General features: G+C 46.2%; 18 protein-coding genes. 3 read left to right on the top strand and 15 right to left on the bottom strand.

Features of this window, described 5'->3' with window-relative positions; genetic code table 11:
• Position 1: 1 nt before the first annotated feature.
• The 10 genes from G9F75_RS07620 to G9F75_RS07575 all read right to left on the bottom strand — a co-directional run bounded on the left by G9F75_RS07620 (position 2) and on the right by G9F75_RS07575 (position 6,761).
• On the bottom strand, positions 2-1,393 hold the full coding sequence (locus G9F75_RS07620; RefSeq protein ID WP_095061438.1) for a phage portal protein: 1,392 nt from the start codon (positions 1,391-1,393) through the stop codon (positions 2-4).
• A gap of 48 nt (positions 1,394-1,441) precedes the next feature.
• On the bottom strand, positions 1,442-2,740 hold the full coding sequence (locus tag G9F75_RS07615) for a PBSX family phage terminase large subunit (RefSeq protein ID WP_167409025.1): 1,299 nt from the start codon (positions 2,738-2,740) through the stop codon (positions 1,442-1,444).
• The gene (locus G9F75_RS07610) at positions 2,737-3,534 is read right to left on the bottom strand and encodes a terminase small subunit (protein WP_072177407.1); all 798 of its coding nucleotides are present in this window, start codon (positions 3,532-3,534) and stop codon (positions 2,737-2,739) included. The genes G9F75_RS07615 and G9F75_RS07610 overlap by 4 nt, the downstream gene beginning before the upstream one ends.
• A gap of 112 nt (positions 3,535-3,646) precedes the next feature.
• Entirely contained in the window at positions 3,647-4,159 is a 513-nt protein-coding gene (locus tag G9F75_RS07605) for a sigma-70 family RNA polymerase sigma factor (protein WP_007407279.1), read from the bottom strand.
• Between the two features lie 106 nt (positions 4,160-4,265).
• Positions 4,266-4,469 carry an XtrA/YqaO family protein gene (locus G9F75_RS07600; protein WP_007610788.1) on the bottom strand — a complete coding sequence of 68 codons (204 nt, stop codon included), beginning with the start codon at positions 4,467-4,469 and terminating at the stop codon, positions 4,266-4,268.
• Positions 4,459-4,800, bottom strand: a complete 342-nt coding sequence (locus G9F75_RS07595; RefSeq protein ID WP_014417522.1) for a hypothetical protein — start codon at positions 4,798-4,800, stop codon at positions 4,459-4,461. The genes G9F75_RS07600 and G9F75_RS07595 overlap by 11 nt, the downstream gene beginning before the upstream one ends.
• 88 nt (positions 4,801-4,888) lie before the next feature.
• A complete protein-coding gene (locus G9F75_RS07590; protein WP_014417521.1) occupies positions 4,889-5,065 on the bottom strand; it encodes a hypothetical protein in 177 nt (58 codons plus the stop codon).
• Complete coding sequence (locus G9F75_RS07585; protein ID WP_014417520.1) at positions 5,065-5,865, bottom strand: ATP-binding protein; 801 nt, start codon at positions 5,863-5,865, stop codon at positions 5,065-5,067. The genes G9F75_RS07590 and G9F75_RS07585 overlap by 1 nt, the downstream gene beginning before the upstream one ends.
• Complete coding sequence (locus tag G9F75_RS07580; protein WP_014417519.1) at positions 5,765-6,592, bottom strand: phage portal protein; 828 nt, start codon at positions 6,590-6,592, stop codon at positions 5,765-5,767. Before G9F75_RS07580 ends, G9F75_RS07585 begins: the two co-directional genes overlap by 101 nt.
• Positions 6,582-6,761, bottom strand: a complete 180-nt coding sequence (locus G9F75_RS07575) for a hypothetical protein (protein WP_014417518.1) — start codon at positions 6,759-6,761, stop codon at positions 6,582-6,584. Before G9F75_RS07575 ends, G9F75_RS07580 begins: the two co-directional genes overlap by 11 nt.
• A gap of 190 nt (positions 6,762-6,951) precedes the next feature.
• Here G9F75_RS07575 and xre point away from each other — a divergent pair, with 190 nt between their 5' ends.
• Both xre and G9F75_RS07565 read left to right on the top strand, forming a co-directional pair.
• Complete coding sequence (gene xre / locus G9F75_RS07570; protein WP_003154871.1) at positions 6,952-7,290, top strand: HTH-type transcriptional regulator Xre; 339 nt, start codon at positions 6,952-6,954, stop codon at positions 7,288-7,290.
• 147 nt (positions 7,291-7,437) lie between these two features.
• Positions 7,438-8,028, top strand: coding sequence for an ImmA/IrrE family metallo-endopeptidase (locus G9F75_RS07565; RefSeq protein WP_021494032.1), 591 nt, complete (start codon positions 7,438-7,440; stop codon positions 8,026-8,028).
• Between the two features lie 21 nt (positions 8,029-8,049).
• Here G9F75_RS07565 and G9F75_RS07560 read toward each other — a convergent pair whose 3' ends face one another.
• Positions 8,050-8,886, bottom strand: a complete 837-nt coding sequence (locus tag G9F75_RS07560) for a manganese catalase (RefSeq protein WP_021494033.1) — start codon at positions 8,884-8,886, stop codon at positions 8,050-8,052.
• A 70-nt stretch (positions 8,887-8,956) separates the two neighbouring features.
• A complete protein-coding gene (locus tag G9F75_RS07555) occupies positions 8,957-9,559 on the bottom strand; it encodes a poly-gamma-glutamate hydrolase family protein (protein ID WP_109566877.1) in 603 nt (200 codons plus the stop codon).
• Positions 9,560-9,668: 109 nt separating this feature from the next.
• On the opposite strand from G9F75_RS07555, the gene G9F75_RS07550 reads away from it, so the two are divergent.
• A complete protein-coding gene (locus G9F75_RS07550) occupies positions 9,669-10,046 on the top strand; it encodes a PH domain-containing protein (RefSeq protein ID WP_007610770.1) in 378 nt (125 codons plus the stop codon).
• A gap of 37 nt (positions 10,047-10,083) precedes the next feature.
• Here the strand turns inward: G9F75_RS07550 and G9F75_RS07545 are convergent, their stop codons facing one another.
• The 3 genes from G9F75_RS07545 to G9F75_RS07535 all read right to left on the bottom strand — a co-directional run bounded on the left by G9F75_RS07545 (position 10,084) and on the right by G9F75_RS07535 (position 12,440).
• Entirely contained in the window at positions 10,084-11,037 is a 954-nt protein-coding gene (locus G9F75_RS07545) for an N-acetylmuramoyl-L-alanine amidase (protein WP_094295690.1), read from the bottom strand.
• Positions 11,038-11,179: 142 nt separating this feature from the next.
• Positions 11,180-11,314, bottom strand: a complete 135-nt coding sequence (locus tag G9F75_RS07540) for a PhrA family phosphatase inhibitor (protein ID WP_003154881.1) — start codon at positions 11,312-11,314, stop codon at positions 11,180-11,182.
• Positions 11,304-12,440: a Rap family tetratricopeptide repeat protein gene (locus G9F75_RS07535; protein WP_087920760.1), complete on the bottom strand. Its 1,137-nt coding sequence runs from the start codon at positions 12,438-12,440 to the stop codon at positions 11,304-11,306. Before G9F75_RS07535 ends, G9F75_RS07540 begins: the two co-directional genes overlap by 11 nt.
• Positions 12,441-12,547: the final 107 nt, after the last annotated feature.

Raw genomic sequence — 12,547 nt, 5'->3', positions numbered from 1 at the left:
TTCAGGATTGCTCCTTTTTCCCTTTCAGCACCGGCCGGCTGTAGTACTCTTCAGGCCATTCCTCAAGCGTCTTCCCGAGCACTCTTCCGGCCAGATCACGGAGGTCATTAGGAGAGACCGCGCCGGCGGAAATAAATGGCGTAAGCACCTTCGCAATTTCAAGCGGATCGCGAAAATCAGGCCCTTTTAATGTGAGCTGTACATCGTGGAGACCCAGTTCAGGCAAAAATAACGTGTTGAGCTTATTAATCAGCGTTTTCCGCTCCGGCTGAAACACCTGCTCCTCCGTTATTTTCCGTGCCGTATCGGCGGTGGCTTTGTTGTATTCCTGCGCCTCGCCCGTGTAAAGCGGCGGGAGACGGAAAGCGGAACGGAGTTTATTTCTGCTCTTGTCGTCATATTCAAGAAACAGCGCATCATCCTGCAGAATTTCCGCAAGTGATTTAATTTCCACAGACACGGGCGTAATGTCTTCGCCTCCGTGAAGGTCTTTTTCCTTCGCAATGCCTTCCGCCTCAATCAGCAGAAATTTGTGGGCGTTTTCCACCCCTTCCAGGTCATTCATGTAATCCTGGAGCTCTTTGTACGAGGTTTCTGACAGCATGCCGTTTTCAACCGTAATGGCGGCCGGCACGTGACGGCCCTGCTTGAAATACATAAAATTCAGTTCTTCCGCTTTCCGGGCGCCGTACAGATTGACAATATTGCCGACCCAGCGCGGAATTCCGTAAGTGCCGCTGCCGATTTTTAAGTGAATGGCTTCATTTGCCCGGTATTCTTCAGACAGGGTCTTTACGTATTCGCCGGTTCTCATGTCCATCATGCGGGGATCGCCGTATTCTTTAAAAAACACTTTTCGTCCGTTCAGCATCTGAACATATTTACGGAACCGTTTTTGCCTTTTAATCGTTTTGGATGCGCCGTTTTCTTCATATGAAAATGTGACTTCAACGGGATCAGTCACACCGCAGACTCGCATATGTTTCACATCCAGATATTCAATCCCCGCCGGTTTTCCCGCCCCGTCCCGAAGCACTTCGAGAAAACCGTTGCCCGTTTTTTCGCGGTCTTCTATCGCATATCCGAGGATCGTCTCGGCCGATTCATCAAAATGAAGACATTTGTAAAAGCTCTCCAGCTTCATCCAGTTTTTTTCGGCCCGCGCCTTTTTTGTCGGAGAGCAATCTGAGCTATTTACATCAAAGGTATATTCCACATCAAACCCAAAACCCGTAATATTGACCCGATACGCGTCAATGCACTGCTGAAGAATCGTCGAATATTCGGCGATTGTTTTCAGTTCAATGAGATTATAGGGCGGTGAAATGATGTCTTCGCCGTACAGATCGGCAAATTGATCTTCATTCATCTGCCTTGCCTGCGGCGCGGCCATTTTTGATTTAAAGACGGTGGCTCTAACGTTTTGATAGTTCGGCAACACCTACCTCCTCCTTTCCCGATTCGGACGTCTCCGTTTTTGTGATGCATCTTTCAGATCCGCCGCGTCATAGTCATCCAGCGCATACCAAATGGCTGAAAGTGTGTGGGGATCAATTGAAAACTCATCTTCCGACAGAACGCCGTTTTTGTTTTTTGCGTACGTTAAGTTCTGCAATTCGCGGATCGTATGTTGACAGCTGTCTGAGCAATAGATATGTTTGAACCGTTTCAGCTTTTTTGTATACTGAAGTCTTGAGCCCGGAAACTTTTTGGCCGCAACCATGCAAAAGCCCTGCCTGCGGAAATATTGGATGCTTTTCGGCTCAGCCGAATCCGCTTTGATCAGCTCTTTTTGATCCGCCAATTCCTGAAGCTCCTCAGCTGTCTGATCATCGGTCATTTTGTTTTTGTAATACTCCCAGAAAATATAAAGGTCTTTTTGATCCGGATCGACGGCAAGCCGGATGACCGCATTGTATGACTCTTCAAAACCGAAATCCATGCCCGTCCGAAACAGGGGGCGTCTGATGGAAGCAATCCGCTCCGTTACTTCGTTGTGCTCCATGACCTGAAACTGCGGAAACACGCGGATGCCGTTAACGCCGAACTGTCCTTTGCGGGCGATCCGGTATAAATCGGGATCGTAATGCCGTAAGCTGTCCAGCTGCTTAATATAGCTTTTCGGCAAAAACAGATTATCGCACGCTGTGGAATGGTGGTAATACGTATCTCCCTTAACGACGGTGCCTTTTTCATACAGCGTCTGATCATCCAATACGAGCCGTTTTTTTTGGTCATCACGGAAAAAATGCCGGTACGTCCAATTGGAGGTGCCGACGGGATTTGTGGTGCATATCATATGAAGCGAAAGCTCGGGATGGCGCAGACGGCCGATCAGCTCCTTAAAGCCTTCATACTTCACTTCAGAGCATTCTTCAATCCAAATCAGTGAAATATGATGAATGGATTTCAATTTGGCCGGGTTGTCCATCCCTTTAAACATAATCCGGCTTCCGTTTGAAAATCTCAGCTGCATCGGCGAAGACACGGCCTTTACGGCATGTTCCAGCTCAAGCTCCCCGATAATATCTTCAAACAAGGCAAAAGTAGAATCTCTGTGCGTATCGAAAACTTCCCGCACGACAAGCGCCGTCCGCTTTTCACGAAGCAGCTTCAGGATGATTTTCAGCGCGGTATGATAGCTTTTTGACGAGCCGTAGCCTCCGACGAGAAATTGGTACGTTTCATTCCAATTGAACAAATAATCTTCAAAGCGCGGGTTGACCGCTTTTTCAATCATGACCGTTCCTCTTTCCGCGTAATGACAATGTCAATCGGCTTTTGGCTGTCTTCTGTTTTTTCCATCTTCTGCTGTGCCAGCTTTAATTTTTCATTTTCGATTTTTTGTTTAAATTGATCGGGGAAAAGATCAAAGTACAAGGACAGCTTTTCAAGAGCCTTCATCTTGTCGGCAAGCTTTATTGCAATGCCCTCTTTTCCGAGTTTTGCTTCCGTGACGATGGTTCCGTCCAGAAGGTGCGAATCTTTAACGTCAACGTAGCTGATCTCCTGCATAATCGGATTATCATTTTCGTCAAAGAGCGGCCCTGATTTTCCGAAGGCCTGAACCTCTTTTTTTCCGAAGGTTACATAATCGGTAATGTCGGCGAAAGCGATTTTCACATAGACTTGAAGAACGTCCATCGCTTCGACAAACACTTTATTGACCATTTCCTTTTTCATGCGGCTGATTTCTTTGGCGACTTTTCCGTTTTTCAACAGCCTGCTTCCCGTCACATGCGCGCTTTCCGGTGAATACCCGGCTTTTATCGCAGATTGGGTGGCGTTAAAGCTTTTCACATAATAAAGACAAAACAGCCGCTGGCGTTCGTTTAACTCATCACCTTCGCCCGGGTTGTTTTTTCCGCCGCTTTCCGCGTTCTTATGGAGCGCCTCGTCCCAGCGCCCTTCTTTTTTCCATCTGCCGATCGTTCTTGCGGATACGCCTGATTTGCCGGCAAGGGCGCGATTTGTGATGCGGCCTTTATGAGACTGATAGATTGTAAATGCCTGTTCTCTTTTTGCGTTTTTCATGCTACGGCATCACCGCCACCTCCGACATGATTGTCTATAATAAAAAGCGGCTTCTAATCGGGCCGCTTTTTGTGATCGTCTGTTCACTTCTAGGTGGCAAACGTATGACAACTTATGAAGCAGGCGATTGATTTCTTTGTTCCTGCTGTTTTTGAATTTTTAGAAGCGCCCGTTTGACCGTCGTCTGTACGGTTGATTTCTTTACATTCAGCAAGGCGGCGATCCGTTCATATGAAAAGCATTCCGCTTTGTGGAGCAGCAGCATTTCTTTTTCTCTATCCGTTAAAACGGCTAATGCGTCCCGCAGTCTGATTCTGTCTTCTTCAGTCACATTCCCGGAAGGTTCAAACATCAGCGCCTGTGAATAGGTTTCTATAATTCTCGGATCTTTAATCAGCATTCTCTGATAAGCGTCTCTGCGGTCTATCGCTCTTCTTATGCCGGGCTGCCGGCCTTTTTCAAGCCATTCGATGACATATTCCACATCTGTAATGATTGTTCTGATGATTTTTTTATCTTTCAGTTCTTCTGAAGTAAGCACCGTTTCATCGGCTTCCTCCAGCTGCTTGTACCACTTTTTCGTCTCTTTCAGCGTGCGTTTATATTCAAATAGTAAGTCTTCCATGTAGATCCTCCTCTTTTTCGGAACAAAAAAAGGACACCAACCAATGCGCAGCATGTGCGCGATTGATCAGTGTCCGCAGGCTTTCCGTCTTGGACGTATTCTGTTTTTAATTCAATTTAAAGCCGATTTCATATTCGATCCGGGCCAGATCCCCTTTTCGCGTTTCGACAAGCGTTTTGCCGTGCTCCGGCGCTTCGGCGAGCCATGCTTCCTTCTTCAGTCCGTCTACAATAATCACCCGAACCTTGCCTTCTTCCAGCTGGCTTTTTAATGTTGTATGTTCAATGTCAGTCAGTTTTTTAGGATTCATGTTTTACGTCCTCCGTCTTTTTCAGGATGTTTACTTCATGTATGAGGCTTTCGAGCTGATTTATAAACGCTTCTTTTTCTTCAGAACTTTCTCCCCGGAGCAGGCGGAGAGCCGTTTCGGCCGCCTCAAAAAGTTCCGGGGCTTTCGCCATCAATGCCGCGTTGATCTGCTGAGAGTATGAACTTAAGTTGAAAACGGCCGCGATGAGCCTTCCGTTTGAATAAGGGAACTTCTCTTTATCCGCTTCGCTGTAAGCGGAATAAATGTAAATGGGTTTTTCTTCTCCGCTGTGTACGGCCCGCCATGGAGCGGGGCTGTGTTTTTCTTGCAATGGTTATCCTCACTTTCCATCAGCCTCATGCCATGCTTCAATTTGCTTTTCTATCCGTTTCGCCCTGAACAGCAGGCAAAAAAGCCATTTAATATATTTGCACACGTGCATCAAGCCTCACTTTTGCGTCTTGAACCATTCGCTCAAGACGTTTAATGACCGGCGTTAAATCAGTGCCTGTTTTGCAGTTCGGGCAAGGGTGAAAGACAGCGCCGAAACCCGTTTCCGTCACAATGACCTTCTTCGGCCCGCACAGCTTACACATTATCTCGCCCCCTCTAATCTGTGGTTTACGTCAAATGAATTGCCATTAATGATGACTAAATAATCGCTGCACATCTCATAAATTCTTGTGCCCAAGGCTTCATCAACCTGCACCAGTCCGTCACAGGCCAGCTCGCTCGAGATAAGAACCGGCTTATGATTTAAATAGCGGTAATTCACGACGGCGTACATTTGTTCAATCTGCCAATCGGTCGCCCGGGGTTTTCCGTTCAGCGGTTTGAACAGATCGTCAATAAAAAGCACATCCGCCTGTTTCATACGGCCAAGCTTTGCATCAAGCAGATCAAAATCATTTTTTAAATCCGTAAAGCCCTCCACAAAAGGAAAATACAGCACCGGTGTCTGCTTCTGTCTCATGACATAATTGCTGAGAGCGGTCAAAAGATGGGTTTTTCCCGATCCCGGACGCCCTAAAAGGGCAATGCTGTTTTTCCGGCAGTTTTTAATCTTGTCGAAGTTTTCAACATATTCAAGGGCGCACTCATATGCGTCGACGACTGCCTGAGGCTTGCCCCGCGTGATAAATCCTTTGAAATCCAGCTTCCGAAAGGCGCCTGTAATCTCACTTGCGCTGAGGATGCGCTCTGCTTTTCGTTCGGCGGCGCAGCGGCACTTCACCCACACATCCATTCCCAGCTGGTTTTTGAGATAACCGCCCTGATCTTTACAGAGCGGACAGTCAAAGCGGCTTTCGTCTGATTCTTCCGGTCTGTCCGCCAGTAATGGACGTTTTCCGTTTTTCAGGTCGGCCAGTATCTGCTCGATCGTTCGTTTTGTCATGTATCGTATTCCTCTCTTTTTTTGTTGTGATTGTCCTTCCCGCAATTCGTGCATTCAAGCGGTCTTCCATATACTTGGCGCAATAGCTGAAAGCCTTGATCGTTTCAGCTGAAGAGGTGCGCCGCTGTTCAAAAGCGGTAAAGCATTCGCCGAGCCATTTGATTGCTTCTTGTGCTGACGCACCGAGGGAAACAATACGGGCGATGGCCTGATAATCCCGGGGCGAGGGGTATACGCTCCGCCCCTCCTGTGCAGACCTTAATCTGATAAAATGGGCGGCAATGTCGTTAATCGCTTCTTCAGCAGTATGATTTTTTGTTATATCTATTTCTCTCCGGACATTTTTGTCCCGGTGATCCGCCGATATTGTCCGGTCTGTGACTTCCGGACGGGTCAATGTCTTTTTCGGCGTGAATCTTTTCGAGTGCTTTACGGAGACGATGAGTCCGTAAGGGGCGCGGACGGTTTTGATATATTCATGCTGTTCCAAGCTCTCGAGCCACCGTCTGACGGTTTTTTCGCTGACGGCAAATACGTCGGCCATTTCTTTTGCTTTTACGGGTTTATGACCGAGGACGATCCCCCACTTTACGCCGTCTTTTACGTGTTCCTTTGTCGTTGAGCTGATGAACCATAAAAACAGCCATATGGCGGACCCTATTTTTTCATAATGTTCTGAATTCAATAATCCGGAATAGATGAAAAACGGGTAGCTTTTACGATTCATATTGGACGTCTCCGTTTTTCTTCAGACTTATATAGCGTTCATACTGCAATCGGTTATCAAATCGGAAGACCGGAAGTCCGCAAGCGGTAAAAGATATCGAACCGCCTGCTTTCCCTAAACATCTCTGGTCAGCCGGATTGCTGCTGAAACGGATGATTATCGGCTGCATCTCTCACCCTCCTGATCAATTTCTTATCGTGTTTTGATACATTTTGTATCCTTATGATGTTGATTATATACGATACATTTCGTATCATCAAGACCTTTTTGATACTTTTTTTATCATCTCTTTATTTTGATACATTTTGTATCTATAATCATAAGTAACTTAGGGTGTTGAAAAAAGAGAGGTCATTCGGATGATAGGCGGAAGATTAAAGAGTCTCAGAGGAAAGAAAACGCAGGAAGAAGTCGCAAATCATATCGGTGTCTCGCGCGCCAGATATTCTCATTATGAAAACGGCCGATCTGAACCCGATTACGACACGCTGCAAAAGCTTGCGGATTATTTCAAAGTGTCGACTGATTATTTGTTAACCGGAAAAGAACCTTCAGATGAAGACATGTTTGCCGATCCCGACCTGCAGATAGCATATCGGGACATGCAGGACTTTTCGCCGGAAAGCAAGCAGCAGGCCATTGAATTCATTAATTATTTAAAAGAAAAAGAGAAAAACCGCAGGCCGAAACATAAATAATCCGCTCTTTTCCTTTAAACTGCTTAACGTTCAGCCGATATAAAAGCTGAATGTTTATTTTTAAAAGAAAAGGGAATTGATTCAAAGTCCGATCAGGGCTTTTCTTTCTCGCTAAAAAAGAACATATGTTCGAAAGGGTGTATTCAATTGGGCGATTTTTTAACACATCTTGAGGAATACGTCAAAAACTTATATTGCCGCATGGGAATGACCGCCCCTCTCCATATTGATATGCAGATGATTGCCAAGGAGCTTGACATTTGGATTCATTTTGAAGATACGCACAGTATGATGCTGAAGCGGGACGGCATGTACAGCATCGTCCTGAATCAAAAAAAGTCACCCGAAGAGCAATGGCAGGATTTTGCGCACGAACTGTGCCATGTGCTGAAGCATACCGGCAACCATTTTCATATGAACAAGCTGTTCAGGGAACTGCAGGAATTTCAGGCCAACCATTTTATGTACCACTTCTGTGTGCCGACCTTTATGCTGTTAAACATGGAGCTTCCCCAGCGGAGAAGCCATGCCGTTATTTTAATCGCAGCCGCTTTCCGGGTGACGGCATCATTTGCGGAAAAAAGGCTGGAGCTGTTTGAACGGCGTAAAGCAGGTATTCAATTTCAGAAGCGGCTCGCTTGTCTGTTATCCGACAAGCGGCCGAATGGGTATTATGAAAGCGGACAGACACACTTGCATGCCGCTGAAGAAAAAACGCCGTATTTTATTGAAAACTAGCGGCACTCTGCGGGCAGAGTGTCAGCATTTTGACATCGGAAGAAGTGTATTGTGAAGCCACATTGGCGCCGGTTTAAGATGAGGCGCAGATGCGAACGCGACCGGGACCGAAATATACCTGAACTCGCCCCGTCCGTCAAAGGCTTCACCGCGGGCCCATCTTCCTTGTGAACTCTCATCTCCTCTGGAAAAGTTAAACAGGTCATACGACACTTCCTGCTTTTCGAGTTCACGCGGAAACGTCGCAGGCACGACAATGTCCCGTTCTCTTTCTTCCAGCTCTTTTATCGCCGCGTACCACATATTTTGATGATACGTATCTCTTGCAATTAAAAAGGACAGCATATCCCTGACACCCGGATCGTCAGTCATCGCATACAGCCGGGTCACCTGAAGGCGTCCCTGGGATTCCGCATTTAAATTTGCCCGAAAATCTGCAAGTAAATTCCCGCTGGAAATAATGTATTTCGCATTCCAAGGGTATCCTTCAGCGTCAGCCGCCATTGCGCCTAAACCTGCAACAATGGCGTGCTGCGGATTCATTCCCCCCATAACAGCCGCGACGGCCGGGTCACTTTTATAGGCATTTTCCTGCACATCAGCCGGCGCATCGTCCAAAAGCCTTGAAATCATCGTCGCAAGCATTTCCACATGTCCGATCTCTTCCGTTCCGACATCATGCAGCAAATCTCTATATTTTTCATCGGCACGGCAGTTAAAGCCTTGAAACAAATATTGCATCATGACGCTGATCTCACCGTACTGCCCTCCAAGTACTTCTTGAAGCTTTTTCGCGTAAGCCGGATCAGGACAAGACGGCTTTGCGCGGTATTGAAGCTCTTTAATATGATAAAACATACTATTCCCCCATTCTTTCAAACAATCTTAGTGTATGAAAGAATGGGCAGGCGGTGCGAGTCCGTTTTCTTTACTCATAAAAACCGGCCTTCACGGCTTCTACATACCGAAAAAACAGATCGGTTGGCGTATATTTTTCTCCCCGGCAGCCAAAATTGCTGAAAAGCGCGTGTCTCTGCGCCGTGCTCACTTCCAATTGCAGCCCCATTTTCCTTTTTGTCCGATTGACAATGTTGCCGGGATTTACACCTGCCAGCCGATCATTCTTCTCTGTCAGCTCGGCATCAAATCCCGCTTCACGCAGCAGATCACAAATCAGTCTTGCTTTTTCCAGATCCGCGCCCCCGACGAGTGTATTTGCCTTTTTCAGATCATGATACCCGTGAAAAGCCAATCCGTAATGATGGGCGGTCACTTTTTCTAAAGCCAGGGGTTCGTCAAAGCGTGTGCTTGTCAAGTGGAGAGAACGGTTATTGCACCGCTTCGTCCCTTCAAATAAGTAAATTGAGCTTTGGTCAGAAAATGCCCGCACCAGCTCACTGACACCCGGTTCAATTCTCCCGCCGTGGGGAGCGAGGACGATACATTTACTTCCCTCTTTTTCTTCATAAATAATTCTGTATTCCGATTCAGCAGCAGAAAGGGCTGCGAAATTGTCATATCTATCTTTCATGTGTAACATGCTCTCCTTTTCCAGTCAGCATCAGTTTACTCTACTCATCTGGGAATGGAAACCTTTTTATAGTATGATTTGATAGAATACGTATCAGGGGGGATATATCATGGGGTTCATCAATGGATTGCTGGGCAATGCGTCGACAATATCGACGGCTGAAGCAAAAGCAGAACTGGCTCGTATTCTGCTGGAAGGTGAGAATGTCAACGCCGCATTTAAGCTCGTCCGAGATATCATTGTCTTTACGGATAAGCGTCTTATTCTTGTTGATAAACAGGGACTCACGGGGAAGAAAACGGAGATTCAATCCATTCCGTACAAGAGCATTTCCAGATTCAGCGTAGAAACCGCCGGCCGCTTTGACCTTGATTCAGAGCTGAAAATTTGGATTTCAGGAGCGGAACTTCCCGCTGTCTCAAAGCAGTTTAAAAAAGATGAAAGCATTTATGATATTCAAAAGGCCCTTGCCGCAGTTTGTATGTAAGAAGAAACGGAAGCCCGGGGAGCTTCCGTTTTATTGATTACAGTTTTTCTTCAATTTTCGCCTTCGTTTTCGGGCCGTAAATTCCGTCTGCCGTTAATCCGCTGACGGATTGAAAACGCTTTACGGCATTTGCCGTTTTCGGACCGTAAACGCCGTCCGCCCCATGATTTTTTGCTCCTTTATCGGGATAAAAATAAAGAGCGGATAAAGCGTTTTGCACTTGTTTTACGTTTGTCCCTTTCGTCAGCGGTTTCGTCACTTTGATCACACCGGATGGAAGCGGATAGGAAGACACAGCCTGACTTTTTGAAGAAGAACCCGTCTGAGCGAGCTTGATCACTTGTCCGACTGTAATGTGATTCGGATCGGTGATATGGTTGATGCTTTGCAGCGATTTTACGCTGACACCGTGCGATGCGGCGATTTCCGATAAGGTGTCGCCTTTTTTCACATGGTATTCAGAGGCGGAAGAAGAAATAGAGGCTTTTTTCGCCGGCATACTTCCGCTTAATTTCTTTGCAATCTTCGCCTTCACTTCATCCCAGCGGCCTTCAGACAAAATGCGGTGCGGGCAGTACTTTCCGTTCCAGTCCTGATGCTTTCTGATTCTGTCAATCCCCCAGCCCCGTTCTTTCAAAAGCTGCGCCGCGAACGCAATCGCCAGTTCTTCTGCGGCTCTGTACCGTTCGCCGCCTGACTTGCTGTAACAGATTTCTATAGCAATCGACTTTCGGTTTCCGGTACCGTTCGTGCCGTCTCCCGAATGCCAGGCATTCCGGTCCAACGGAATTCCCTGGATCACTTCTTTGTCATCAACCGCAAAATGATAGCTCGTTGATTCGCTGTTTCCCGTCATATAGCTGATTTCATTAGCGGCGGATGCGTCGTTTGCCGTGTTATGAATGGTAATATACTCCGGCGTCATCGGATTCGGACATTTTAACGCATATTTATCAGCCGATACGAGCCGTTTTTTCACTTCAATCCCCACTCTTCATCTCTCCTTATGCCTTTTTCATCAATAGGTGGCATTCGTAGGACAGATAACTTGAGCATATAGACCCTGCATTCGGATAAAAATGGAATGGATACGCATGCAAAAAATAAGACCCTTCCAAAGAAGGGTCTTTATGTTATGTTTGGTTGCGCGCGGCAATATGGAATGTGCCGTCCGCTTGGTTTTCCAAATGGCTTTCATGGCCGATCACCTGTGTAAAGCTGAACCCGACAGCAACAAGCAGCAATCCTGACAACAGTTTAGATTTCATATAGACAATCTCCTCTCTGGATTTGTTTTTGGGCGTGCACCATTTTTTCATAAAACGTGAGCGCTTTTTCAGGCTGTCCGTGTTTCATGTAAAATTTGGCAGCATCATGCGCCAATTCTTCCACATACGGATACAGCATGTGTTCTTCCAGAAAATCAAACGTGTGCCTGACGGATGCGTTATCCATTTCCTTGCCGTATAACGCATGTAAAAATTGGAACAGATTCACAAACAATTCATCATTGTATTCGCGGGCGATACTGAGCCCGAGGCGGTATTGCTTCTCTGCTTCGGCTGTAGTGTTCTGTTTATAAAGAACCTGTGTTAATGAGTAAATAGAATGCGGAAGATTATCGAACTTTTCTGACCTGCAAATGGAAACGGATGTCTCAAAATATTCGGCTGCTTTAGAGAGGTCTCCCATTTTTTCGTAACAGTTTCCGAGATTATATAAGGCTGAACTGATAAGACGGGGATTGCCTTCTTGTTTTGCAAGATCTAAAGCAAGTTCTAAGTGGGGCAATGCTCTTTCTGGATACTGCATGTCATCATAATTCCCTGCAATAACGAATTCACATTGGATTCTGCGGACGTTGTACGTCTCATACGATTGGTACGTTTCAAGGGCTTGAACGGCATAACTCATGGAGACGTAGGTTTGTTTCAGGTTGTAAAATATCTCGGCCATTTTAAAAGCAAACTCAGCTTTCTCGATGTCATCAGAAACGAGTGCAAGGTTTTTTTCAGCCCGTTTGTAATACATCATGGCGTTTAGGAACATTTTCTGTTTAAATTCGTACATTCCTCGAAAAAAATTAAAGTAGTAATCAAGCAGTCCTGTCAGTTTATACTGGTTGCCTTCAATGTCTTCCAATAATTCTGAAAACTCAGGCTGAGAAGGGTCCTCCTTTAAGGGCTTGATGTAATCCAGCATGACACGGTGTCTGAATTCCATTAATGAATAATACAGCAGCAGATCCTGATCTTCTTCCATATCCTCGATCTCTCTCTCTACTTCACGTTTGACGCGCTCCGCCTCAAGGACGTGAAACTGCCGGATATGGGTATACCATTCATTAATTTTGAGCCCGACAAAAGAGGACGGAATAGTCTGCTTCATCCTCAATAAATCCCCCCTTTTGGAATGACCGAGATATGTCATATTTTATCATATTTGCTAGAAAAAGAAGAACGCAAAAAGACCGCAATTGTCGAATTTCGGATATCCGCAAC

The sequence above is a fragment of the Bacillus sp. EKM208B genome, from assembly GCF_011800725.1.
Lineage (GTDB): Bacteria > Bacillota > Bacilli > Bacillales > Bacillaceae > Bacillus > Bacillus velezensis.
This window is presented reverse-complemented; position numbering and strand designations above follow the sequence as displayed.

Excerpts from the sequence above, each read along its gene's own strand:
- G9F75_RS07550 (WP_007610770.1), top strand. The coding sequence starts at position 9,669 with ATGGGGTTCATCAATGGATTGCTGGGCAATGCGTCGACAATATCGACG.
- G9F75_RS07555 (WP_109566877.1), bottom strand. The coding sequence starts at position 9,559 with ATGAAAGATAGATATGACAATTTCGCAGCCCTTTCTGCTGCTGAATCG.
- xre (WP_003154871.1), top strand. The coding sequence starts at position 6,952 with ATGATAGGCGGAAGATTAAAGAGTCTCAGAGGAAAGAAAACGCAGGAA.
- G9F75_RS07620 (WP_095061438.1), bottom strand. The coding sequence starts at position 1,393 with ATGGCCGCGCCGCAGGCAAGGCAGATGAATGAAGATCAATTTGCCGAT.
- G9F75_RS07600 (WP_007610788.1), bottom strand. The coding sequence starts at position 4,469 with ATGAATCCTAAAAAACTGACTGACATTGAACATACAACATTAAAAAGC.
- G9F75_RS07580 (WP_014417519.1), bottom strand. The coding sequence starts at position 6,592 with ATGAATCGTAAAAGCTACCCGTTTTTCATCTATTCCGGATTATTGAAT.
- G9F75_RS07540 (WP_003154881.1), bottom strand. The coding sequence starts at position 11,314 with ATGAAATCTAAACTGTTGTCAGGATTGCTGCTTGTTGCTGTCGGGTTC.
- G9F75_RS07605 (WP_007407279.1), bottom strand. The coding sequence starts at position 4,159 with ATGGAAGACTTACTATTTGAATATAAACGCACGCTGAAAGAGACGAAA.
- G9F75_RS07615 (WP_167409025.1), bottom strand. The coding sequence starts at position 2,740 with ATGATTGAAAAAGCGGTCAACCCGCGCTTTGAAGATTATTTGTTCAAT.
- G9F75_RS07610 (WP_072177407.1), bottom strand. The coding sequence starts at position 3,534 with ATGAAAAACGCAAAAAGAGAACAGGCATTTACAATCTATCAGTCTCAT.
- G9F75_RS07560 (WP_021494033.1), bottom strand. The coding sequence starts at position 8,886 with ATGTTTTATCATATTAAAGAGCTTCAATACCGCGCAAAGCCGTCTTGT.
- G9F75_RS07575 (WP_014417518.1), bottom strand. The coding sequence starts at position 6,761 with ATGCAGCCGATAATCATCCGTTTCAGCAGCAATCCGGCTGACCAGAGA.
- G9F75_RS07585 (WP_014417520.1), bottom strand. The coding sequence starts at position 5,865 with ATGACAAAACGAACGATCGAGCAGATACTGGCCGACCTGAAAAACGGA.
- G9F75_RS07590 (WP_014417521.1), bottom strand. The coding sequence starts at position 5,065 with ATGTGTAAGCTGTGCGGGCCGAAGAAGGTCATTGTGACGGAAACGGGT.